We start from the raw sequence: 22,917 nt of genomic DNA, 5'->3' as shown, positions 1-22,917 counted from the left end.
GGAGGGAGGGGAGCGGGAGGTCAGCGCGCGACGGGGGCGGCGGCCGCGGGGAGGGGCCCGCGGGCCAGCCAGCGCGCGTAGCCGAGGAGAAAGGGGTGGAGGCGGTACGGCGGTTCGCCGGGTGGTCCGTCCTCCAGCATCCCGGCCTCCACGAGCTGTTCGAGCTCGGTCTCGGACCCGGCGTCCGTGAGGGGGGCCCGCGGCCCGAGGGAGCCCAAGCGGAGGAAGACCTCGCGCAGTTCGGGCGAGAGGGCGCCGACGGCCTGCCCGAACACCTCCGCCACGGAGAGCCGTGGATCCTCGGCGAGGGCGAGCCGGGCGGGTGGCTCCTCCGCGAGCCAGGCCGTGCAGTCCGCCACGGACAGGCCGGGCCGGGTCAGCAGCCGGCCGGCCGCGATGCGCAGGGCGAGCGGGAAGTGCCCGCAGACGCCCGCGAGTTCCGTGGCCGCCCGCGCCTCGGCCGCGATCCGGTCGGCGCCGACGAGCCCGGCGAGCAGTGCGTACGCCTCGTCCGGCCCGAGGACGTCCAGCCGGTGGACGGCGCCGCCGTGCGTGGCGACGACCGCGGCGAGTCCCCGTCTGCTCGTGACCAGTACGGCGGCGTCCTCGGCCGCGGGGAGCAGCGGCAGCACCTGCCCGGCGCCGGCCGCGTCGTCGAGGACGAGGAGCCGGCGGCCGCGATCGCCGTCGCCGGGCCCGGGGAGCAGTTCCCGGGCCTCGTCCAGGGTGAGGGGGCCGCCGTCCGGCCGGGTCAGCGCGAGGGTGAACACCCCGCCGGGGAACTCGCCGCGGACCTCGTACGCGCACTGGTGGGCCAGCGCCGACTTGCCGATGCCTGGCGCCCCGGAGACGACGACCAGCCGGGGCCCGTCGGCAGAGGTCAGCCGGGCGGCGATGGCCCCCCGGTCTCCCTCGCGCCCGGCGAACCCGGGCACGGGCGCCAGGCCCGGGCGCCCGGAGCCCTTCCTGGGCACCCCGCGCCAGCCGCTGTCCGCAGCGGGCCCGGCCGGCCGCGCCGGCGGCAGGTGCAGCGCACCCGGGGCGGCGGCGGTCCGCGGCGGATCGGGCTCGGCGGGAGGCCGCGCGGCGGGCCCCACGGTCGGTGCCACAGCTGGCCCTGGCCCTGGCCCCGGCGCGGGCCCGACGGCCGGCCGCGCCGCCGGACCACCCACGGCAGCCGCCTCCGGCCCGCCGAGCTCCTCGGCCCGCAGGATGGCCAGTTCCAGGCGGCGCAGTCCGGCCCCCGGGTCGACGCCGAGCTCGTCGCGCAGCCGGTCCCGTACCGTGCGGTACTCGGCGAGGGCCTCCGCCTGCCGCCCCGTGCGGTAGAGGGCCTCGATGAGCTGCTCGGTGAAGCGCTCGCGCACCGGATGGCGGCGGGCGCTCTCGTACAGGTCGACCAGCACCTGGTGGCAGTTCCCGGCGGCGAGTTCGAGATCGCAGACCCGCTCCAGCACGCGCAGCCGCTCCTGTTCGAGCGAGGGCACCGCGTCGCGCCGGAGCATCCGCGAGGCCACGTTGGCGAGCGGCGGCCCGTGCCACAGGGACAGCGCCTCGCGCAGCCGGTACAGCTCCTCGCCCGGTCCGGCGGCGGCCGGCGCCCGCGAGGTCAGGGCGCGGAAGAGGACGAGATCGAGGGTCTCGGCGTCGTTGTGCATCCGGTAACCGCCCGGCACGGCCTCGATGGTGGTCGTGGATATGCCGTACTTCGTGAATAACCTCCGCAGCCTCAGGACGCACGTCTGCAACGCGGCGCGCGCGGTGGCCGGCGGATCCTCGTCCCACACCGCGCTCACCAGATAGGTGGTCGAAACGACGACCCCGGGATGCAGAAGAAGAGCGGCGAGAAGACTGGTCGGCTTGGATGGCTTGAGAACTACGGTTTCCGGGCCGTGGGCAATACTCAGCGGCCCCAAAAGCTGGAACCGCATACTGGTCCCTCGTGTCGGGTCACGTATTTCGCGAACGAGCAGGACAGGGGCGGTGGTCGGCCGCGCCTGCTCTCCGCCCCCTGGTGGGGCGGCGAATGAATGAAACACTACATAAGGGATCTTGTGAAAGTCGAGTGGTGTACGGCTTGTTTCCGACCGCACGGCGATTCTCTTTCTCACGGTCACCCTGGAGTCCCGTGAAGTTACCACCGGTTGACGAGGATGTTCACGTGTAAACGAATTACCCGTACGGATCTCATCGCGCGGCAATCGAAGTCGATTTCCGGTCATGCGCCGCCGGAGTTCCCTGGCTGATTTCGTACGGACGGGAACCGGTCACTCGTACGGGGGATCCGTGGGGCGGGAGGGCCGGACGCGGAATGCGCGGCGGCGCCCGGTGGTTCGGACTCCACGCAGCACCCGACCACCCTGCACGCACTGGAGAGCTCATGAAGATCGGCATCATCGGCGCAGGCAACATCGGCGGCAACCTCACCCGCCGCCTCACCGCCCTCGGACACGAGGTGTCCGTGGCGAACTCCCGCGGCCCCGAGACCCTGGCCGACCTCGCGAAGGAGACCGGAGCCACGCCCGTCACCGTCGCGGAGGCGGCGCGGGGCGCCGAGGTCGTCGTGGTCACCGTCCCATTGAAGAACGTGGCGAACCTGCCCGCCGGCCTCTTCGACGAAGCGGCGAAGGACTTCGTCCTCGTCGAGACCGGCAACTACTACCCGCAGCAGCGCGACGGCCGCATCGCCGAGATCGAGGACGAGGGCCTGACCGAGAGCGGCTGGAGCCAGCGCCACCTCGGACACCCCGTGGTCAAGGCCTTCAACGGGACGTACGCCGAGGACCTCCTGAGCCTGCACCGCCCGGCGGGGGCCCCGGACCGGGTGGCCCTCCCGGTGGCCGGCGACGACGCGGCGGCGAAGCGGACCGTCCGGGCCCTCATCGACGAGCTCGGCTTCGACACCGTCGACGCGGGCGGCATCGAGGACTCGTGGCGCCAGCAGCCGGGCACTCCCGTGTACGGGCTCCGGGCGGGGACCGACGCGGTCGTGAAGGCCCTCGCGGAGGCCTCGCCGGTCCGCCAGGAGGCCTTCAAGGGCTGACCGTCCCCGGCGGGCGCGGGAGTACGGGCCCTCCCGCGCCCGCCCCGGACGCGGCCCCGCCGGCCCCGGACCCTGTCCGCCCGGCCCCGGACCCTGTCCGCCCGGCCCCGGACCCTGTCCGCCCGGCGCCGGACCGCGTCTCCCCGGCGCCGGACCGCCTCTCCTCGGCGCCGGACCGCGTCTCCTCGACGCCCGGCCGTGGCCCCCGGACGCCGGGCCGCACCCCCCGGCCGGGAACCGATACCGAAGTGTCATCCCCCGCCCCTCCGTACCGCTGGCCCGGGCTTGCTACGGTCCTGGCCTCACGGGAGCCGTAGGAGGGCACACCATGCACGTCAGACCCCGTCTGCTGATCGCCTCGGCGGTACTGGCGGCGCTCCCGGCCGCCCTGACGGCCTGCTCCGGCCACCCGGACCGCCCGGCCGCTCCCGCCCGGTCGGCGAGCCCCTCGCCCGCCGGCTCCGAGTCCCCGACGGCGACCGCACCGGCCACCCCGACCTCCTCCGCACCGGCGCCCACGCCGACGCCGACCGCCACCCCCGCCGCCGCGTCCCCGGCCGCGCCCGCGAAGACGCCGACGGCGCCCCAGGCCCCCGCGACGCGGCTGTCCCTGACCGCCACCGCCCCCGGCGGCGCGCTGCACCTGGTCCGCGGCGGCCCCGCCCAGGAGTTCACGGTCACCGTCCGCAACGGCAACTCCCAGGCCTACCGGCACCTGCTCGTCGCCTTCCAGATGGAGCCCCTGACCGGCGAACCCGGGGACCTCCCCGGCCCGGCCGCCCCCTTCGTCCTGGAACGCCGCGACCCGGCCACCGGTGCCTGGCGCGCCGTGGACCTGCGCATCGCCGCCGACGCCAAACCGGCCCACCTCTACACGGGCGGCACCGCCCTCGCCCCCGACGCCGTCCGCACCGACCGCTACCGGCTGCGCGCCACCGCCACGGGTCCCACCGGCAGCAGCCCGCTGATGGTGTACGCGATCGACCCGGACACCGCCGAGGGCGGCTCCGCCGACTTCGGACACCCCGGACACGTCTCGCTGTCCCTCACCACCCGGCGCCTGGTGTAACTCCCGTTCCCGCCCCGGCGGCCGGAGCGGTCAGGGCCCTTGACCCACGCTTGGTCCAGACCAATCATGAGGCGTCCGCCCGTTCGCTCGCGCCCCACCGGGAGCATCGATGAGACGTCCCAGGCCCCTCCATGCCTTATCCGCGGCGCTGACCACGGTCCTCGCGTCCGCCGGCCTCGTCCTCGGCGCCGGCGGCGCCGCCCACGCCGCGACCCCGCTGCCGCCGCACGTCTTCGCCCCGTACTTCGAGGCGTACGCCTCCGACAGCCCCGCCGATCTCGCCCAGAAGTCCGGCGCGAAATACCTGACCATGGCGTTCGTACAGACCGAGGCCAGGGGCTCCTGCACCCCGTACTGGAACGGCGACACGGGAACGCCCGTCTCCGCCTCCGTCTTCGGCGCCGACTTCGCCACGATCCGCTCGCGCGGCGGCGACGTGATCCCCTCCTTCGGCGGCTACGCGGCCGACAACGGCGGCACCGAGATCGCCGACAGCTGCACCAGCGTGGACGCGATCGCCGCCGCGTACGAGAAGGTGATCACCACCTACGAGGTCTCCCGGCTCGACATGGACATCGAGGACAACTCGCTGACCGACAAGGCGGGCATCGACCGGCGCAACCAGGCGATCAAGAAGGTCCAGGACTGGGCCGCGGCGAACGGCCGCCCGCTCCAGGTCTCGTACACCCTGCCCACCACGACGAGCGGCCTCGCGAGCAGCGGCCTCGCCGTCCTCAAGAGCGCCAAGGCGGCGGGCGCCCAGGTGGACGTCGTGAACCTGATGACCTTCGACTACTACGACGGCGCCACCCACCACATGGCGACCGACACCCAGACCGCCGCCACCGGGCTCCACGACCAGCTCGCCGGCCTGTACCCGGCCAAGACCCCCGCCCAGCTCTGGGGCATGGTCGGCGTCACCGAGATGCCGGGCATCGACGACTACGGCCCCGCCGAGACCTTCACCACCGCCGACGCGACCGCCGTCCACGACTGGGCGGTGGGCAAGGGCATCAACACGCTGTCCTTCTGGGCGCTCCAGCGCGACAACGGCGGCTGCCCGGGCACCGGCGGCTCCGACTCGTGCTCGGGCATCGTCCAGGACCCCTGGTACTTCAGCCACACCTTCGCGCCCTTCACCGGCGGCGGCGGTCCCGTCGCCGACGACTTCTCGCTCTCCCTCGCGCCCGGTTCGGCCTCCGTGGCGCCCGGCGGATCCGCCTCCGCCACCGTGAACACGGCCGTCGTCTCCGGCACCGCGCGCACCGTCGCCCTGGCGGCGTCCGGCGCACCCGCCGGAGTCACGGCCTCCGTCGACCCGGCCTCGGTGACGGCCGGCGGCTCGGCCCGGCTCACGGTCGCCGCCTCCGCCTCGGCCGCCCCGGGCACCTACCCGATCACCGTCACCGGCACCGCCGGCGCACTCACGCACACCGCCACCCTCACCCTCACGGTCACCGGCCCGGGCGGCGGGAGCGGTGCACTCGTCAACGGCGGCTTCGAAAGCGGCGCCCTCGCCCCGTGGACCTGCGAGAGCGGCGGCGCGGTGGTGGGCGCCCCGGCGCACGGGGGCTCGTACGCGCTGAAGACCGCACCCACCTCCTCGCTGACGGGGGAGTGCGCCCAGACCCTGACCCTCGTCCCGAACACGAAGTACACGCTGGCCGGCTGGGTGCAGGGCAGCTACGCCTACCTGGGCGTCCGGGGCGGCGCGAGCGCCAGTACGTGGACCAGCTCCACCGGCTGGTCGAAGCTGACGGTCCCCTTCACGACCGGCGCCTCCGGCACGGTCACCGTCTACCTGCACGGCTGGTACGGGCAGGGCGCCGTGTACGGGGACGACCTCTCGGTGGGGTAGACCGCGGGGTGGATAGGCTCGGCCACGGCCGCCCGGGTACGCACCGCCCCGCGCAGGGCGGTGCGTACCCGACGGAAGGAACAGCGCCATGGCCGGCGGCAACGAGATCCGGATCCTGCGCGCGGGCGACCGCGCGGCGGTCGCCTGGAAGAACGCCGGCGGGGTGACCCGCGAGATCGCGGCCTGGCCCGAGGGCGCCGGACTGGCCGATTTCGGCTGGCGGATCAGCCTCGCGGAGGTGGCCGCCGACGGGCCGTTCTCGGGCTTCCCCGGGGTCGACCGCACCCTGACCCTGGCCGAGGGCGCGGGCATGGACCTCACGGTGGCCGGCGCCCGCCGCCTCGTCGACGAGCGCTACGCGCCGCAGGACTTCCCCGGCGACGCCCCCACGGACTGCCGGCTCCTCGACGGGCCCGTCGTGAACTTCAACGTGATGTACCGCCGGGACCGGGTGCGGGCGCGGACCGCGGTCGTACGGGGCACCCTCGCGCTCACCACCGAGCCGGGCGAGACCCTGCTGGTGGTCGCGCTCCTGGGCCCGGCGGAACTCCAAGCCGGAACGGGGCTCGTAGCCGGAACAGAACGCGAAGGCGGAACGGAACGCGAGGCCGGACCGGGACTCGAAGCCGGCACCGGACCCGGGACCGCGTCCGGGCCGGTCGTCCTCGGTCCGTACGACGCGGTGCGGATCTCCGGCGCCGGCACCTGGAGCCTGGGCACCCGGGGCCACGCGGCGGTGGTCAGGCTGGCAGCCCGCCCCGGGCGATGACGTCGGCGTACCAGCGGGCACTGTCCTTCGGCGTGCGCCGCTGGGTCGCGAAGTCGACGTGGACGAGGCCGAACCGCTTGCTGTAGCCATACGCCCACTCGAAGTTGTCCAGCAGCGACCACACGAAGTACCCGCGCACGTCCGCCCCGTCCGCGATCGCCCGGTGCACCGAGGCCAGATGGCCGTGCAGATAGCCGATCCGGTCCGGATCGTGCACATCTCCCTCTGGGTCGGCGTAGTCCGCATACGCCGCGCCGTTCTCCGTGATCAGCAGCGGCACGCCCGGCAGTTCGTCGCGCAGCCGGACCAGCAGCTCGTGCAGGCCGCCCGCGTCCACCGGCCAGTCCATGGCCGTCCGCGGCCCCGGCGCCGGCAGGAAGCGCACGTGCTCCTCGGTGCCCACCCACGGGGAGGGCCCCGCGTCCTCGGCGCCCGCGGCGGGGTCGGCGGCCGCGACCACCGTCGGCGCGTAGTAGTTGATGCCCAGCCAGTCGATCGGGTCGGCGGCCGCCGCCAGATCGCCGTCCCGGACGAAGGACCAGTCCGTCAGCCCGGCGGTGTCGCGGACCAGGTCCTCCGGCAGTCGCCCGTGGAAGACCGGGTCGAGGAAGATCCTGTTCCCCACCGCGTCGATCCGGCGCACCGCGTCCAGATCGGCGGCGGAGCGCGTCAGCGGCCGCACCACGTGCAGGTTCAGCGTCAGCGAGACCTCGGCCGTGCGGGGGAGGACCGCGCGCAGCGCCGCCGTGCCGAGGCCGTGGGCGAGGTTGAGGTGGTGCGCGGCCCGCAGCGCGGCCTCCGGCTCGGTGCGGCCCGGGGCGTGCACCCCCGAGGCGTAGCCGAGGAACGCCGAGCACCAGGGCTCGTTGAAGGTCGTCCAGTCGGCGACCCGGTCGCCGAGCGCCCCGGCCACGAGCCCCGCGTACTCGGCGAACCGCTCGGCGGTCTCCCGTACGGGCCAGCCGCCCAGGTCTTCGAGCTCCTGCGGCAGGTCCCAGTGGTAGAGGGTGGCCACGGGCCGGATCCCGGCGTCCAGCAGCGCGTCGACGAGGCGCCGGTAGAAGTCCAGGCCGCGCCGGTCGGCGGGCCCCCGGCCCGTGGGCCGGACCCTGGGCCAGGCCACCGAGAAGCGGTAGTCGCTCACGCCGAGCCGCTTCAGCAGGGCCACGTCCTCGGCCACGCGGTGGTAGTGGTCGGCGGCAGTGTCCCCGGTGTCGCCGTGGAGGACCTTGCCGGGGGTGTGGCTGAAGGTGTCCCAGATGGACGGCGTCCGGCCGTGCAGGGTGGCCGCGCCCTCGATCTGGTACGCGGCGGTGGCCGTGCCCCAGCGGAAACCGGCCGGGAAGGCGAGCCCCGTCTGCGCGAGGGGAGACGCGTCGAGCGTGGTCATGAAAAGGCTCCAAAGAAGGTGAGGGGAGGGCCGGAGGGCTGCCGCGTCGGTCAGCCCTTGACCGCGCCCTGCATGATCCCGCCGACGATCTGGCGGCCGAGCAGTCCGAAGACCAGCAGCACGGGCAGGGTGCCGAGCAGGGTGCCCGCCATGATCACGGACTGGTCGTGGACGTAGCCGCCGCCCAGCTGGCGCAGCGCGACCTGGACGGTCGGCTCCTGCGAGGAGAGCGCGACGATCGGCCAGAAGAAGTCGTTCCAGGCGGTCATGAAGGTCAGCAGGCCCAGGACGGCCATGGCCGGACGGGCGACCGGCACGACGATCGACCAGAAGATCCGGGCGTGCGAGGCCCCGTCCACCCGGGCCGCCTCGATCAGCTCGTCCGGCAGCGACTGCACCAGGAACTGCCGCATGAAGAACACCCCGAAGGCCGAGACGAGCCCGGGCAGGATGACGGCCTGGAGCTGGTTCACCCAGTGCAGCTTGACGATCAGCATGAAGAGCGGGATCACTCCGAGCTGCGGGGGGATCATCATCGAGGCGACGACGGCGCCGAGCAGCGCCCCGCGGCCGCGGAAGCGCAGCTTGGCGAAGGCGAACCCGGCCAGCGTGGAGCACAGCACCGTGCCGACGGTGATCGCCCCCGAGACGATGAGCGAGTTGAGCAGTGCCTTGCCGATCGCCGCCTCGTCCAGGACGGCCCGGAGGTTGTCCATCAGCCGCGGACCGGGCAGCAAGGCCGGTACGGGGCGCGCCAGTTCGGCATTGGAGCGGCTCGCTGCGACGAGCGTCCAGTACAGCGGGAAGGCCGAGACCAGCACCGCGCAGATCAGGACGGCGTACGTGAGCCTGCCGCCGCGCCGGGCGGAGACGCTCGCGCTCATCGGCCGGCCTCCTTCCGGGAACGGCGGCGCGCGGCCCAGGCGTTGGCCCCGACCAGCACCACGATCAGCAGGAACATCACCCAGGCGATGGCCGCCGCCCGGCCCAGGTGGAAGAAGCCCCAGCCCTGCTCGTACATGTAGAGCCCGAGGGTCTGGTACTGGTGCGAGATGCCGCCGGACACCGATCCCTCGAACAGGAGCGGCTCGCCGAACAGCTGGGTGGCGCCGATCGTCGAGACGATCGAGGTGAAGACGATCGTGGGGCGCAGTCCGGGCAGGGTCACGTGGAGGAACTGCCGCAGGCGGGAGGCCCCGTCGACCTCGGCCGCCTCGTACAGCTCGGCCGGGATCGTCTGCATGCCGGCCAGGTAGATCAGCGCGTTGTAGCCGGTCCAGCGCCAGACGACGATGGACGAGACGGCGATCTGGGAGGCCGCCGTACCGTTCTGCCAGTCGACCGGGTGGATGCCCATCAGGTCCAACAGCCGGTTGACGAGACCGAAATCGTGCCCGAAGAGCTGCGCGAAGATCAGTGAGGCGGCGGCGACCGAGGTCGCGTACGGCAGCAGCAGCGCGGTGCGGAAGAACGTACGGGCCCGGAGCCGGTAGTTGAGCAGGTGGGCCAGGACCAGCGCCATCAGCAGCTGGGGCACGGTGGACAGCACGCCGATGGTGAACGTGTTGCGCAGCGCCGTCCAGAAGAACGGGTCGGTGAACAGCGCCGTGTAGTTGCCGAGCCCGCGCCACTCCAGCTCGCCGGGGGTCTGGAGTTCGGCGCGGTAGAGGGAGACGTAGGCCGTGTAGAGCAGCGGGAAGATCCCGAACGCGGCGAACAGGGTGAAGAACGGGGCGAGGAAGGCGTACGGCGACAGCGGGGCCGGCCGGCCGCGCCGCCGCGGCGGCGGTGCGGCCGGCATCGGGGCGGTGAGGGCCGCCGGCGCCGTCGGCGGTGCCAGTGGCTCAGCCGAGGGCATTCTTGACGGCCTTCTTCGCGTTCGACCAGGCCGTCTCGGGAGCCGTGCCCTTGCGCTCCACCTCGCTGAGCGCGTTGTTGATCTGGTCGGCGATGTCCTTGTCGTGCAGGCCGAGCACCTGGACGGGCGCCTGCTCGGCGGCGTCGCCGAAGATCTTGCCGATCGGCGCGTCCGAGAAGTACGGGTCCGTGGCGTCGGCTATCTGGCCGATCGACTTGGTGGCGGACGGGAAGTTGCCCTGCCCGCGGAAGACCTTGGTCTGCTGCTCGGGCGCGGTGAGCCACTTGATCAGCTCGTACGCCTCCTTCTTGTGGGCGGCCGCGGTCGGGACCGCCAGGTACGAACCGCCCCAGTTGCCCGCGCCCCCGGGCAGTTTCGCGACGTCCCACTTGCCCTTGCCCGCGTCCCCGGCCTGTCCCTTGATGTAACCGAGCATCCAGGCGGGACAGGGCAGGGTGGCGAAGGAGCCCGAGGCGAAGGCCTGGTTCCACGGCGGCGACCACTGGTCCAGCTTGGCGCTGAGCCCCTCGCCCGCGGCCTTGACCGAGGCGTCCCAGGCGGTCTTCACGGCGGGGCTCTTCTCGTAGATCACCGCGCCCGAGGCGTCGTAGTAGCGCTCCTTCTCCTGCCCGACCATGATCGCGTTCAGGCTGCCCACGCTGTCGATCCAGGCGCTGCCCGCGGGCGCCTTCTCCTTGTACTGGCGGCCGAGTTCGAGGTATCCGTCCCACGTCGCCCACCGCGCCGCGAGTTCGGTACGGTCGGTGGGCAGGCCGGCGGCCCGGAACAGGTCGCTGCGGTAGCACATGGCCTCGGGGCCGACGTCCGTGCCCAGGCCCAGTACCTTGCCGTCCTTGGTCGTCGCGGCGGACCACTTGGCGGGGGCGAACTCCTCCTTCAGCGCCCCGGCCCCGTACTGGTTCAGGTCCACGAACTTGCCCGCCTGCTGCTGGGTGACCGAGGCGATGCGGCCGACCTCGATGCCCTGGACGTCGGCCAGGCCGCCGCCGCCCGCGAGGCGAGTCTGGAGGGACTTCCAGTAGTCCTGCTCGTCCTCGGTGTCGGTCTGCTTGATCTTGACGCCGGGGTGGAGCCGCTCGTACTCGGTGTAGAGCCCGGCCTCCTGGTAGCCGAACGAGCCGAACAGGTCGACGGTGAGCGTGATGTCGCCCCCCGCGGCGTCGGAGGAGCCGCCTTCCGAACCGGATCCGCAGGCTGCCAGGACCACTCCGGTGAGCGCGACGGCGCCGAGGCGGACCGCGGTTCTCTGGACGGTTCGGGGGATCGACATGGGGCGGCCTCCTTGGCCTGGACGGGCAGGGTGCGGGGGTGCGGGTGCGCCGGTTCTGAGAGCGCTCTCAGAACGCGACTGGAGCGTGCACCCGCAGCCCGGGCCCCGTCAAGAGTCGTACGCGCAACGGAGTGCTTTCGTCCACAATCACCCGCACCGCACGGCGAGTTCACGCCGTCCCTGCCGTCCCTGCCGTCCCTGCCGTTCCCGCGGTTCGCTCCGACTGCCTGCGCGCTTCAGGCGGAATCACGGCGGACCAAGGCCGTCGGGGTGACCACCGAGGCGGGCACGGCGCGGTCGTCCCGGGCCTGGTTCAGGGTGCGCAGCAGCAGCTGCGCCATCAGGCGCCCCATGCCCTCGATGTCCTGGCGCACGGTCGTCAGCGGCGGATCGGCGGTCTCCGCCACCAGCTCGGCATCGTCGAAGCCGACCAGCGCCACGTCCCCGGGGACGGCCAGTCCGCGCTCCCGCAGCACCCGCAGGGCGCCCGTCGCCATCAGGTCGTTCGCCGCGAACACGGCGTCGAGGTCCGGGCAGCGCTCCAGCAGTGCGGCCATCGCCTCGGCCCCGCCCGCCGTGGTGAAGTCCCCCTCCGCGATCAGCGCGGGATCGGCGTCGAGCAGGACGTCCCGGTAACCGTCGAGCCGGTCCACCGCCGAGGTCTGGTCCAGCGGACCGGCGATGTGCGCGATCCGCCGCCGGCCCTGGTCCAGCAGGTGCCGTACGGCCTCGCGGGCGCCCCCGCGGTTGTCCGCGTCCACGTACGCGACACCGCCGTGCTCCCCGGACCCGGCGGTCCAGCCCGGCCGGCCGCCGTACACCGTGGGCATGCCGACGCGGCGGGTGATCGCGGGCAGCGGGTCGTCGGTGTGCAGCGAGAAGGCGAGCGCCCCGTCGACGTGGCCGCCGGCCAGGTAGCGCTCGATGCGGTCGTAGTCCCCCCGGTCCTCCACCAGCAGCAGCACCAACTGTGTGTCGTGCGCGGTCAGTTCCTTGCTGATGCCGCGGATCTGGCGGGAGAAGAACGGGTCGGAGAATATCCGGATCTCCGGCTCGGCGATGATCACGGCGACGGCCCCGGTGCGCCGTGTGACCAGGGTGCGGGCCGCCGGATTCGGCACGTACCCGAGCTCCCGTACGGCCTCGCGGACCTTCTCCACCAGATGCGTGCGGACGCCCTCCCCGCCGTTGACGACGCGGGACGCGGTCGCGCGGGACACCCCGGCGCGCTCCGCCACGGCCTCCAGCGTGGGGCGGTGACCGGGAAGCTGTTCGGGCACGGGCGCTCCTCCTGCGGGTCCGGGGGCCGTTGGCGGGACGGACAGCAGGGTAACCCGTACCGCCGGGAGGCTGAGAGCGCTCCCGGCGGTACGGGCGGCGGTTACCAGCCGATGCCGAGGGTCAGCCCGGTCGGCGGCTCCGCGTTGCCGAGGATCTGGACGGAGGACTGGTCGTTGACGTCGTCGTAGGGGAAACCGTAGGCCCGCCCGTTCAGGGCTACGGTGTGGAAGAAGGCGGCGTAGTCGTTCTTCGCCGCCCCGCGGTAGTACGCGGACGGCGTGTACCAGGCGGTGGTGTCGAGGGCGACGCCCCGGTTGAACGCGGCGCAGAACTCCGCGCCCAGCTGCTTCTCGGTGTCGTTGCCGGAGGCCAGCGCCCCGGCGCAGGCCATGACGTCCGGCGAGGTGGGTTTGCGGAGGGCGAAGGGGCCCGCGCCGTTCTTGGTGAAGGTCAGCGTGGTGCCGGAGACCCGACCCGAGAAGGTCTCGCCGTGCCGGGTCAGGGTGAACGGGTGGGCGGTGTAGAAGGCCCAGGCCTGGTCGATGGCGGCGGTGAGGTGGTTCTGCTGCGCGCCGCCCGCGAGGAACAGCTCCGAGGAGCGCGGGGCCACGATCCGGTAGCCGTTCTGCAGTGGCTTGAAGGCGGCCCCGACGGAGGCCGCGTACTGCTGCATGACCTCGGCGCGGGTCCGGCTGATGCCCCGGGTGGTGTCGTAGCCGCTGGAGGTCTGGCGCAGCCGCGAGGTCATCGGGAAGCCGAACTGGTCGACCTGGGTGGTGTTCCCGCCGAAGGCGACCTGGCCCTGCACGTACGTGTACTCGTACCAGTCGTAGTACACGTCGGTGTTCGGGTCACGGGGATTGCGCAGGTCGGGGCCGCCCCAGCCCTGGTCGTCGGGGGAGACCGGGAAGTACACGGGGGAGCCGAGGGAGACGTATATCCGGCCCCCGCGGATCGATGCCGGTGAGGGCACCGTGCCGCCCACCTGGGCCAGCGTGAAGGACATGTTGGGGTAGTTGACGCCGTTCTTGACCAGGTGGCCGGGCGCGGTGGCGTCGAGGTGGTTGATGTGGGCCATGGAGCCGTCGGGCTTCATGTACGACCACTGGCCCGGGGTCACCTGGCCGAGGACGGTGACGAAGACCTGGGCGTCGGTGTAGGTGCCGCGGGTGTTGTTCTGGAAGGTGATCGGGAAGCTGCCCGGCCCGCCCTGTGCGGGGCCGGCGACGGCCCGGGCCGGAGCCCAGAGCAGGGCCGCCGCCACCAGGGTGAGCAGCGCGGCAAGCAGGGCCACCGCGGTCGGCAGGGCCACCGAGGTCGGCGGGAGCGTTCTGCGCGCGTTCGTGTTCATCGGCGTCTCCTGGGTTCTGCCGGTCAGTGGCCGAAGCCGAACCAGTTGACGTTCACGTAGTCGGCTCCCTGGCCGCTGGTGAAGGTCAGGTACACGTCGTGCGTGCCGGTGACGCCGCTGATGTTGGCCGGGACGGTCCTCCAGCTCTGCCAGCCGCCGGTGTTCGCCACCGAGAAGCTGCCGATCGGTGGGCCGGTACGGCTGTCCAGCCGGACCTCGACGAGTCCGCTGACCCCGCCGGCCGCCCCGCTCGCGACGCGCCCGAGGAACTGCCGTGCGGCGCTGGAGCCGAAGTCGACGCCCTTGTACAGGGCCCAGTCTCCGTTGGCGATCGCGCTCAGGTTCCGGCCGCCGCCGGTGTCGGTGGTGGTCTCCGTGCCCAGCCCGCCCTGACCGTCGTACGACTCGGCCTCGATGGTGCCGTACGCGTCGCGGTTGCCGGACGGCGGAGTGGTCGGGGGAGTCGTCGGGGGCGTGGTGGGAGGCGTGGTCGGCGGGGTCGTGCCGCCCGTCGAGCGGAGTACGGACACGTAGTCGACGACCATCGGGTAGCCGGGCTGGGTGCCCGCGTCGGGTCCGCCGCCGAAGGCGTCCGGGAAGCCGCCGCCCATGGCGACGTTCAGGATGATGAAGTAGCCGTGGTTCGTGGCGTTGGTCCAGGTGGTGGCGTCCACCTGGTTCGCGCGCACCGTGTGGAAGTTGACCCCGTCCAGGTAGAAGCGCATCTCCTCCACGGCGGTGGACCGGTCCCACTCCACCGCGTACGTGTGGAACCCGCCCTGGCAGGTGGTGCCGGTGCAGACGCGCTGGCCGCCGATGCCGGAGGTCTCGTTGCAGGGGCCGCCGGGGCTCGTACCGCAGTGCACCGTGGCCCACTCGTTGTTGATGCCCTGGACGTTCTCCATGATGTCGATCTCGCCGATGCCGGGCCAGTTCCACCAGTTGCCGCGGTAGGGCGCGCCGAGCATCCAGAAGGCGGGCCAGTAGCCCTTCGCCGCCGCACCCGTGACGTTCGGCATCTGGATCCGGGCCTCGGTGCGCAGCTTGCCGCCCGCCGGGGGCTGGAAGTCGGAGCGCCGGGTCTCGATGCGGCCGGAGGTCCAGTTGCCGGCGGCGTCCCGGCGCGGGGTGATCCGCAGGTTCCCGGCGCCGTCGAGGGAGACGTTCGCCGTGCTCGCGGTCATCGTCTCGACCTCGCCCGTACCGAAGTTGGCGGGGCCGCCGGGGTAGCTCGTGCCGGTGGTGTACTGCCAGTCGGCGGTGTTGACACCGGAGCCCGCGGCCCCGTTGAAATCGTCCAGGAACACCTGGGACCAGCCCGCGGGGGTGGGGGGAGCGACGGCGCCCGCGGGCACCGTGACCACGGCGGCGGCCGCCGCGGCCACGGCCATCGTGCCGAACGCGGCGATGACGGCCCGCCGGACGGACGGCCGCTTTCTACGGGTGGGGAGACGCATGGGTGTGCCCTCTCTTGGGGGGAGGCGGTCCGCTGTTTGAGAGCGCTCTCAAGCGGCGCCGCTGGCCACTGTGCTCCCGGCGCCCACGGGCGTCAAGACGTGGAACCGTCAACGGGCATACCGGCATCGGGGGTTCACTGGTTGAAGGGCGGGCCGCACATGCGCGCGGCCCGCCCTTCAATCGGTGAACTCTGCCCGTCAGGCGGGGAGTCCCACCGCCCGCTCCCCGGCCCGCCGTCAGGCAGTCGCCGAGGGCGGCGGCCTGACGGCGGGCCGGCCGTCACGGTGGCCTCGACCTTGGCCTGCGCGCCCGCCGGGGTGTTGTCCGTACCGAGCTCGATCGTCTGGACCCCCGAGGAGCCCACGCGCGCCACCAGGTCGGCCTGGTTCTCGGCGCCCGCGGCGATACCGGAGCATGGACCTGTACGAGTGCTCCCTCATCGAGCCGGGTCGGTGGATCGGTGGATCGGTGGATCGGAGGAGCGGCGGATCGGCGGAGCGGCGGATCGGTGAGCCGGCGGGCCGCCAAACCGACGGCCCGCAGGGTCAGTTGCAGGTGAGCCGGGGCGCGGCCCAGTCCGCGTGGTCGTAGTCGATGCCGTTCCCGCCGTCGGTGACGACGAGCCGCAGTGTCTGGCCGCCGGTCAGATCGGCGGTGAGTTTGCGGGCCGCGTCCGCCGTGGTGACGACCCCGCTGTCGGCGACCTTGGTGGTGTCCCGGTAGATCTGGAAGGCGACCGCGCCGGTGCGCCAGCTCTCGTCGTCGACGCCGACGTCGACCGTCAGGGCGGTGCACTTGCCCCCGAGGTGGTAGGTCAGGGTGCTGGCCGCGTGGACGCCCAGGCCCTTGGCGTAGGTGACGCCGCCCACGGTCAGCGTCCTGCCGTCCCCGGCCGCCTGCTCCCCGTTGCTGAGGTCCTTCTCCGCCGGGCCCCAGCCGCTGCTCACGCCCGTCCAGGACAGGTCCGACAGGTGGGAGGTGCCGGCCGGCGGAAGCGGCGCCGGCCCCGGGGTGATCCGGTAGACGACGGTGGCGTGCGGGGCGACGGAGGCGCTGATGGTGCCGCTGGTGTTGGTCGAGGTGGCCTTCGTCCACAGCTCCTTGAGGGCGTACGGGGCGCGGTTGCCGATACCCAGGGCGTCCGTCCGGGCGGAGATCGTGGCGGTGGAACCGGTCTCGTTGGTCAGCGAGAGCGCGCGGTCACCGTTCGCGAGTTCCTTGGCCATCACCACCAGGCCGCCGGAATTGGAGACCACCGTGCCCTGCTTGCCGAGGGCGTCCTGGTCCAGGGCGATGACATCGGGGTTGGAGAGGATGTCGAAGGTCTCGGGCGTCGCCTTGCGCAGGTCGCTGCCGATCAGCAGCGGCGCCGACATCATCGACCAGAGGGTGAAGTGGGTGCGGTACTCGGTGGCGGTCATCCCGCCGTTGCCGACCTCCAGCATGTCCGGGTCGTTCCACTGGCCGGGTCCCGCGTACGGCGCGAGCGGCTGGTTCTGGTGGGCGATCCCGATCATCGAGGACCAGCTGTCGCCGATGTCCCCGGTGGTGCGCCACAGATGGCCGACGCTCGAAGCCCAGGTCCACGGCTGGTTCTGGCCCCACTCGCAGATCGAGAAGACGATGGGACGGCCGGTCCTCTTCAGGGCGGCCCCCATGTCCGTGTACCGCTTCTTCGCGTCCACGCCCCAGTTGTTGCAGTTGTCGTACTTGAGGTAGTCGATGCCGAAGGAGGCGAAGAGGTCGGCGTCCTGCTGCTCGTGGCCGAGACCGCCGGGGAAGCCCGCGGTGTCACAGGTCTTGGTGCCGGCGCTGGTGTAGATGCCGAACTTCAGGCCCTTGGCGTGCACGTAGTCCGCGAGGGCCTTGATCCCGCCGGGGAAGCGGACGGGGTCGGCCACCAGGTTGCCCGAGGCGTCGCGGTTCGGCAGGGCCCAGCAGTCGTCGAGGTTGACGTACTGGTAGCCGGCGGCCTTCAGGCCCTTGGCGACGAAGAGGTCGGCGATGCCCTTGACCATCGCCTCGTTGAACTCGGCCCGGCAGTGGGTGGAGTTCCAGTTGTTGAACCCCATCGGCGGGGTCAGGGCCTGGCCGTCGGCGACGGCGGCGGCCGGCGCGGCGCCCGCGATGACCGCGGTACCGGCCAGTGCGGCGGCCCCCGCCGCCGGGGCCAGCAACGGCAGTGCCGTGAGGACCGCCGTCAGACGGCGGGCGACGGCGCTTCGTAACGAGTGCACAGACGGCTCCTGGGGTGCAGTGGGGCCCGGAATTCCGGGAGAGAGTGTGCGGAAATGCGCCCTGACGCGTACGTCCGGGTACGTCGGTTCCCGCAGAAGTCCTCAGGAACGAACGGACTCCAACGGGAAGGCCCACATCACACTGCGACCGCAGGGACATGTCAAGAGAGTGGACTGCGCCAGCCCGCCGCTCGCCGCCGCCCGCATCGGCGGCCACAGACCCGGTGCCGTCCCCAACTGCGGCTTGGTTGAGGTCTGTTGACTTCTGTTCGATCCGTCAGGATGCTTCGGTTGGCCGGGGACGCCGGTGCCCCAGGAGAGGAACCGCCGCATGGCCGATCCCGGAAGCCTGCTGGCCCATCAGCGCCGCGCCCGCATCCTCGACGAGGTCCGCCGCCGCGGCGGGGTACGGGTCAACGAGCTGACCCGCTCCCTGAACGTCTCCGACATGACCGTCCGCCGCGACCTGGACGTGCTCGCCCGCGAGGGCCTGTTGCGCAAGGTGCACGGCGGCGCCGTGCTCGGCGACGAGGCGAGCAGCCACGAGCCCGGGTTCGAGGCCAAGTCGGAATGGGAGACGGCGGCGAAGCGGGCCATCGCCAAGGCGGCCGCCGCCCTCGTCGCGCCGGGATCGGCCATCGCCCTGTCCGCCGGGACCACCACCCACACACTGGCCCGCGAGCTCACGGAGGTCACCGGTCTCACGGTGGTCACCAACTCGGTGCGCACCGCCGAGGTCTTCGAGGCAGCCCGCCGGACCGGCGGCGCCGGCGCCACCCTGACGGTCATCCTCACCGGCGGCGTCCGCACCCCCTCCGACGCGCTCGTCGGGCCCATCGCCGACCAGGCCATCCGGTCCCTCCACGTCGACCTGCTGTTCCTCGGCTGCCACGGCCTGGGCGCCGCCACCGGACTGACCACGCCGAACCTCGCCGAGGCGGAGACCAACCGGGCGTTCCTGCGCTCGGCGCGGCGCACCGCGCTCCTCGCCGACCGCACCAAGTGGTCGACCGTGGGGCTCACCACCTTCGCCGCCCTGGAGGAGGTCGACGTACTGGTCACCGACTCCCTTCCCGCGGCGGAGGCCGCCGCGGTCGCGGAGCGGGTCGGCGAGGTGCTGCTGGCCGCCGGTCCCACCGGTCCCACCGATCCCGCGCGGGAGTGCCCGTGGTGAGCAAGGCGTTCCTACGCGCTCACGCGTCCTTCTCCATGGTCGGGCGCAGCCGCTCCAGCAGGGCGTAGAGCGTCGCGCTCTCGGTCGCGTCGAGGGTGTCCAGCGCGCCGTGCGTCGCCTGCATCTCCTCGCGCACGCGCCGGATGATCTCGCGCCCGGCGTCCGTCGCCACGACGTTCTTCACGCGGCGGTCGGCGGGGTCGGCCTCGCGGCGCACCAGCTCGCGGGCCTCCAGTCGGTCCACGATCCCGGTGACGTTCGATGCGTCACACACCAGGAGGGTGGCCAGGCCGCGCATCGGGAGCGGGCCGTTGAGCTGGGCGAGGACCCGGGCCTGGGTGGAGGTGAGGCCGTAGTGGGCCGCCGCGGCCGCGAAATCGCGCCACTGGGCGGTTCCGATGGCGGCGAGCAGCTCAAGGAGCTCGAGCTTGGTGGGGGCGGGAGGGGTGGTGGCGCTCATAGCGTCGAGCGTACTCAGGTGGTTGACATTGTCAATTGTTTACTTGACCACCTTAACTATCGACGTCTACCGTCTACGGAGTTACTTGATGACATCAAACATCTGCGATCTGAAGCACTAAGAAGGTCCTGCCAGCCATGAGCACCGCCGCCCCCACTCCCGCCGAGGCCAAGAACAGGAACGAGACGATCATCGTCTTCGCCCTGAGCCTTGCCGCCATGGTCGTGTCGATGATGCAGACCCTGCCGGTTCCGATCCTGGGCCTCATCCGCACCGACCTGGGCACCTCGACCGCCAACGTGAGCTGGGTGACCACCGCCACCCTGCTGTCCGCCGCCGTCTTCACCCCGCTGCTCGGCCGCTTCGGCGACCAGCACGGCAAGAAGCCCACGCTGGTGGCCGTCCTCGGCGTCATGGTCGTCGGCTCCGTCATCGCCGCCGTCGCGACCTCGCTCCCGCTGCTGATCCTGGGCCGCGTGCTGCAGGGCGCCGCCACCGCGATCTTCCCGCTCGCCCTCTCGGTGCTGCGCGAGGAAGTCCGTCCGCAGAAGCTGCCCGGCGCGATGGCCCTGGTCAGCGGCACCCTCGCCTTCGGCAGCGGCCTCGCGCTCGTCGCCACCGGCCTGCTCACCTCCGGCTCCGACGCCGACTACCGCAACGCGTTCTGGATGGCGACCGGCTTCGCGACGCTCGCCCTGCTCGCCGTCGCCTTCCTGGTCCCCGCGACCCGGCACAAGACCGGCGGCCGTACCGACTTCCTCGGCGCGCTGACCCTCGGCATCACGCTCCTGCTGCTCCTGCTGCCCATCTCGCAGGGCCACGAGTGGGGCTGGACCTCCGGCCGTACGCTGGGCAGCTTCGCCGGCGCCGTCGTCATGACCGCCGTCTGGGTCTTCACCGAGCTCAAGGTCAGCGAGCCGCTCGTGGACATGCGGATGTTCGTCCACCGCCCGGTGCTCATGGCCAACCTGGCCGGCATCCTCGTCGGCTTCGGCATGTTCGCGAACTTCCTCGGCGTCTCCTACCTCGTCCAGATGCCGGAGAAGCTCACCGGCTACGGCTTCGACGCCTCCATCCTGCGCGCCTCCGTACAGTTCCTGCTGCCCGGCGCGATCGTCTCCCTGCTCGCCTCGCCGATCGGCGGCCAGCTGGTCCGCCACCGCGGCCCGCGCGTGGCCCTCGGCCTCGCCGCCGGGCTCGGCGCCGTCGGCTTCGGCTGGCTCGCCCTCGACCACGGCCACACCTTCTCGGTGATCGGCGCCGGCCTGGTCGTCGGCGCGGCCGTCAGCTTCGGCTACGCGGCCATGCCCGCCGTCATCATGGCGAGCGTCCCGCACCACCAGAGCGGCATCGCCAACGGCATCAACTCGATCTCCCGGTCCACCGGCAGCGCGATCGGCAGCGCCATCGTCACCACGATCCTGGCGTCGAAGACCATCGAGCACCTGCCCGCCGGCGTCCCGGCCCTGCCCGCCGAATCCGGGTTCACCCTCACCTTCTGGATCGGGGCCGTGGCCTTCGCCCTGGTCGCGGTGATCAGCTGGATCGGCCTGCGCGGAGCGCACGGACCGCGCACCGTCGAGGCGGGCACGCCCGCCGCGGCCCCCGCGAAGGTGGCCGAGCCGGAGCCGGCCGAGACCGTCTGACCTGGCCCTTCGAGGGGACGGCGCCGCTCGCGGATGCCGTCCCCTCGTTTGCGTGCTGTCCTGTCCCCGTGGGCAGGGGCCGCCGCCGGGCGGCGAGGGGGGCCTGGCCCCCGCACGCGAGGAGTGACCTGCCATGGCGATCCTGATGCACGCCACCGTCCCGGGCATCACGGCGGACCAGTACGACGCCCTCCACGTGGAGCTCCGGTCGATCCCCGGGATCTTCGACGGCTGCATCTCCCACGTCTGCGTCGCGAGCGCCGAGGGTCTGGACATCTACGACCTCTGGGAGAGCGAGCGGCACATGAACGTGTTCACGGAGAAGCTGATGCCCGTCGTGGAGGCCCAGGGCTGGCAGAGCACGGGCGGCAGCCCTGAGGTCTTCCCCGTCCACAACTACGGCTTCCCCAAGACCGCTTAGAGCCGTCCGGGTGAAGGCCGTGCGCGTCGGGCGGCGGGGTCCGGGCGCAGGCGGTACGACGGAGTCCCGGCTGATCGGCGCAGGGCCGTCGGCCGCTGCCCGAAGGGGAGAACGGTGCCGGCTCCGACGACGTTCGATCACCAAGCCCGTGACTACAGCCCGCAGCTCGCGTACTGGATGGCGCGGACGGCCGCGCTGGCCTACCAGGACGAGGCCGCTGTCGAGGCCGAAGCCCGCGCCTGGGGCTTCGACCGGGTACGCCACCACCGGACCCGGTTCACGCCGCCGTTCCCGCTCGAAGACACCCAGGCCTTCACGATGGCGTCCGACCGGATGGTCGTCGTCGCGTTCCGCGGCACCGAGCCCGCCCAGCTGAATGACTGGCTCTCCGACGCCACCACACCGCCGTGGCCGGGCCCGGCCACGACGGGGTACGTCCACTACGGCTTCGCCCAGGCCCTGCAGTCCGTCTTCCCCGAGGTCGCGAAGGGGGTCGCCGAGCTGCGCGACCGCGGACAGACCGTCTTCCTCTGCGGCCACAGCCTCGGCGGCGCGCTGGCCATGCTCACCGGAGCCCGCCTCCACCTCGAAGACCCGAGGCTGCGCGCCGACGGCGTCTACACGTACGGCCAGCCCCGTACCTGCGACCGGATGCTCGCGAAGGCGTACAACACCGCGTTCAGCAAGCGCATGCACCGCTTCGTCAACAACAACGACATCGTGCCGCAGCTCCCGCCGGAGCCGGCCTTCCACCACGTCGACACCCTGCGCTACATCGACGCGGACGGCCGGCTCCGCGAGTCGATGCCGATGCTGCAGGCGCTGGGCGACCGGGCCAGGGGGATGACCGCCGATCTGTTCGCCCCCGCGAGCGACGGGGTGAAGGACCACTCGATGCAGCGCTACATCGGCGCCCTGGAGAAGAACGTTCCCTGATCCCTCAGGCGCCGCCGCGGGCGGCCGCCTGGCGCTGGCGCTTGCTCAGCGGGGCCAGCGAGAGGTCCTGCGCCCGGGACGTGAGGCGCTTGAAACCGTAGCCGCGCTCGGTGAGCCAGCTCTCGGCGGCGAGCTCGGCGCGGGCGGTCGCGTCGAGGATGTCCTCCTCGGCCTCGCCGGAGTCGAGGAAGCGGAAGGTGAAGAACGGGCCGACGGCCACGTCGTACGCGAGGTGGCCCTCGGCGGTGTACGCCGAGCTCATGACGTCGTGCTCCGGGGCGGCGGCGAGCAGCTCCGCGTGCTGCTCGGCGGTGAGGCCGTCGAAGGAGCCGCGAACGGTGATCCGGAAGGTACGAGTACTCATCCCGCCAGCCTAGGCAGCCGGGGCCGGCCGGCGCACCGGGATTTCCGCGGGCGGCCGGCCGGGTGGGGGCCGCCGTTCCGCACCGGCCCCCGGAGCTACTGGAAAGTCACATCGAGAGCCCGCTCAGGCCCGCATTTCATCATTCCGCATCTGCTAGTTCATCGAGCGAATCACCTAGTAGATGCCGGGTCAAGACCCTGTTAGAGTCCGCATGCGCGACTCCGAGATGGGGGTGGCGATATGGCCGATCCGCACGCCCTGATCTGCCCCTGAGCGGCGTACATCCGCCAGGCAGACAGCAGTTGTGATGC

At 72.5% G+C, this 22,917-nt stretch carries 19 protein-coding genes; 8 read left to right on the top strand and 11 right to left on the bottom strand.

The features are described from left to right. Positions 1–20 precede the first annotated feature (20 nt). Entirely contained in the window at positions 21–1,931 is a 1,911-nt protein-coding gene (locus ADK52_RS12335; RefSeq protein WP_053689808.1) for an AfsR/SARP family transcriptional regulator, read from the bottom strand. A 380-nt stretch (positions 1,932–2,311) separates the two neighbouring features. Here ADK52_RS12335 and ADK52_RS12330 point away from each other — a divergent pair, with 380 nt between their 5' ends. From ADK52_RS12330 to ADK52_RS12315, 4 genes are all read left to right on the top strand, one after another. After that, positions 2,312–3,043, top strand: coding sequence for an NADPH-dependent F420 reductase (locus tag ADK52_RS12330; RefSeq protein WP_078988267.1), 732 nt, complete (start codon positions 2,312–2,314; stop codon positions 3,041–3,043). 328 nt (positions 3,044–3,371) lie between these two features. Continuing rightward, entirely contained in the window at positions 3,372–4,112 is a 741-nt protein-coding gene (locus ADK52_RS12325; RefSeq protein ID WP_053689806.1) for a hypothetical protein, read from the top strand. 109 nt (positions 4,113–4,221) lie between these two features. Then, complete coding sequence (locus ADK52_RS12320) at positions 4,222–5,970, top strand: glycosyl hydrolase family 18 protein (RefSeq protein ID WP_053689805.1); 1,749 nt, start codon at positions 4,222–4,224, stop codon at positions 5,968–5,970. An 88-nt stretch (positions 5,971–6,058) separates the two neighbouring features. Continuing rightward, a complete protein-coding gene (locus tag ADK52_RS12315; RefSeq protein WP_053689804.1) occupies positions 6,059–6,739 on the top strand; it encodes a HutD family protein in 681 nt (226 codons plus the stop codon). On the opposite strand, the gene ADK52_RS12310 is transcribed toward ADK52_RS12315, so the two are convergent. From ADK52_RS12310 to ADK52_RS12275, 8 genes are all read right to left on the bottom strand, one after another. Then, positions 6,711–8,129, bottom strand: a complete 1,419-nt coding sequence (locus ADK52_RS12310; protein WP_053689803.1) for a GH1 family beta-glucosidase — start codon at positions 8,127–8,129, stop codon at positions 6,711–6,713. The genes ADK52_RS12315 and ADK52_RS12310 overlap by 29 nt on opposite strands. Before the next feature lie 50 nt (positions 8,130–8,179). After that, entirely contained in the window at positions 8,180–9,013 is an 834-nt protein-coding gene (locus ADK52_RS12305; RefSeq protein WP_078988266.1) for a carbohydrate ABC transporter permease, read from the bottom strand. Beyond that, positions 9,010–9,987: a carbohydrate ABC transporter permease gene (locus tag ADK52_RS12300; protein WP_078988265.1), complete on the bottom strand. Its 978-nt coding sequence runs from the start codon at positions 9,985–9,987 to the stop codon at positions 9,010–9,012. Before ADK52_RS12300 ends, ADK52_RS12305 begins: the two co-directional genes overlap by 4 nt. Continuing rightward, positions 9,974–11,278 (bottom strand): extracellular solute-binding protein, encoded by a 1,305-nt coding sequence (locus ADK52_RS12295; RefSeq protein WP_053689802.1) that lies wholly within the window; start codon positions 11,276–11,278, stop codon positions 9,974–9,976. Before ADK52_RS12295 ends, ADK52_RS12300 begins: the two co-directional genes overlap by 14 nt. Positions 11,279–11,514: 236 nt before the next feature. Beyond that, on the bottom strand, positions 11,515–12,558 hold the full coding sequence (locus tag ADK52_RS12290; protein ID WP_053689801.1) for a LacI family DNA-binding transcriptional regulator: 1,044 nt from the start codon (positions 12,556–12,558) through the stop codon (positions 11,515–11,517). A gap of 101 nt (positions 12,559–12,659) precedes the next feature. Beyond that, the gene (locus ADK52_RS12285; protein WP_053689800.1) at positions 12,660–13,910 is read right to left on the bottom strand and encodes a glycoside hydrolase family 64 protein; all 1,251 of its coding nucleotides are present in this window, start codon (positions 13,908–13,910) and stop codon (positions 12,660–12,662) included. Positions 13,911–13,933: 23 nt separating this feature from the next. Continuing rightward, a complete protein-coding gene (locus ADK52_RS12280; protein ID WP_053689799.1) occupies positions 13,934–15,367 on the bottom strand; it encodes a glycoside hydrolase family 16 protein in 1,434 nt (477 codons plus the stop codon). A gap of 546 nt (positions 15,368–15,913) precedes the next feature. Then, a complete protein-coding gene (locus ADK52_RS12275; RefSeq protein ID WP_078988276.1) occupies positions 15,914–17,440 on the bottom strand; it encodes an NPCBM/NEW2 domain-containing protein in 1,527 nt (508 codons plus the stop codon). Positions 17,441–17,936: 496 nt separating this feature from the next. On the opposite strand from ADK52_RS12275, the gene ADK52_RS12270 reads away from it, so the two are divergent. After that, positions 17,937–18,779 carry a DeoR/GlpR family DNA-binding transcription regulator gene (locus tag ADK52_RS12270; protein ID WP_053689798.1) on the top strand — a complete coding sequence of 281 codons (843 nt, stop codon included), beginning with the start codon at positions 17,937–17,939 and terminating at the stop codon, positions 18,777–18,779. A 19-nt stretch (positions 18,780–18,798) separates the two neighbouring features. Here the strand turns inward: ADK52_RS12270 and ADK52_RS12265 are convergent, their stop codons facing one another. Next, complete coding sequence (locus tag ADK52_RS12265; RefSeq protein WP_053689797.1) at positions 18,799–19,239, bottom strand: MarR family winged helix-turn-helix transcriptional regulator; 441 nt, start codon at positions 19,237–19,239, stop codon at positions 18,799–18,801. Between the two features lie 137 nt (positions 19,240–19,376). On the opposite strand from ADK52_RS12265, the gene ADK52_RS12260 reads away from it, so the two are divergent. The 3 genes from ADK52_RS12260 (at position 19,377) to ADK52_RS12250 (ending at position 22,242) form a co-directional block, all read left to right on the top strand. Then, on the top strand, positions 19,377–20,885 hold the full coding sequence (locus ADK52_RS12260; RefSeq protein ID WP_053689796.1) for an MFS transporter: 1,509 nt from the start codon (positions 19,377–19,379) through the stop codon (positions 20,883–20,885). A gap of 133 nt (positions 20,886–21,018) precedes the next feature. Next, positions 21,019–21,306, top strand: coding sequence for a hypothetical protein (locus tag ADK52_RS12255; RefSeq protein WP_053689795.1), 288 nt, complete (start codon positions 21,019–21,021; stop codon positions 21,304–21,306). Between the two features lie 114 nt (positions 21,307–21,420). Beyond that, positions 21,421–22,242, top strand: a complete 822-nt coding sequence (locus tag ADK52_RS12250) for a lipase family protein (protein WP_234343672.1) — start codon at positions 21,421–21,423, stop codon at positions 22,240–22,242. 4 nt (positions 22,243–22,246) lie between these two features. Here the strand turns inward: ADK52_RS12250 and ADK52_RS12245 are convergent, their stop codons facing one another. Further along, positions 22,247–22,606: a DUF6204 family protein gene (locus ADK52_RS12245; RefSeq protein ID WP_053689794.1), complete on the bottom strand. Its 360-nt coding sequence runs from the start codon at positions 22,604–22,606 to the stop codon at positions 22,247–22,249. Between the last annotated feature and the right edge of the window lie 311 nt (positions 22,607–22,917).

It is taken from the genome of Streptomyces sp. WM6372 (assembly GCF_001279655.1).
Classification (GTDB): domain Bacteria; phylum Actinomycetota; class Actinomycetes; order Streptomycetales; family Streptomycetaceae; genus Streptomyces.
This window is presented reverse-complemented; position numbering and strand designations above follow the sequence as displayed.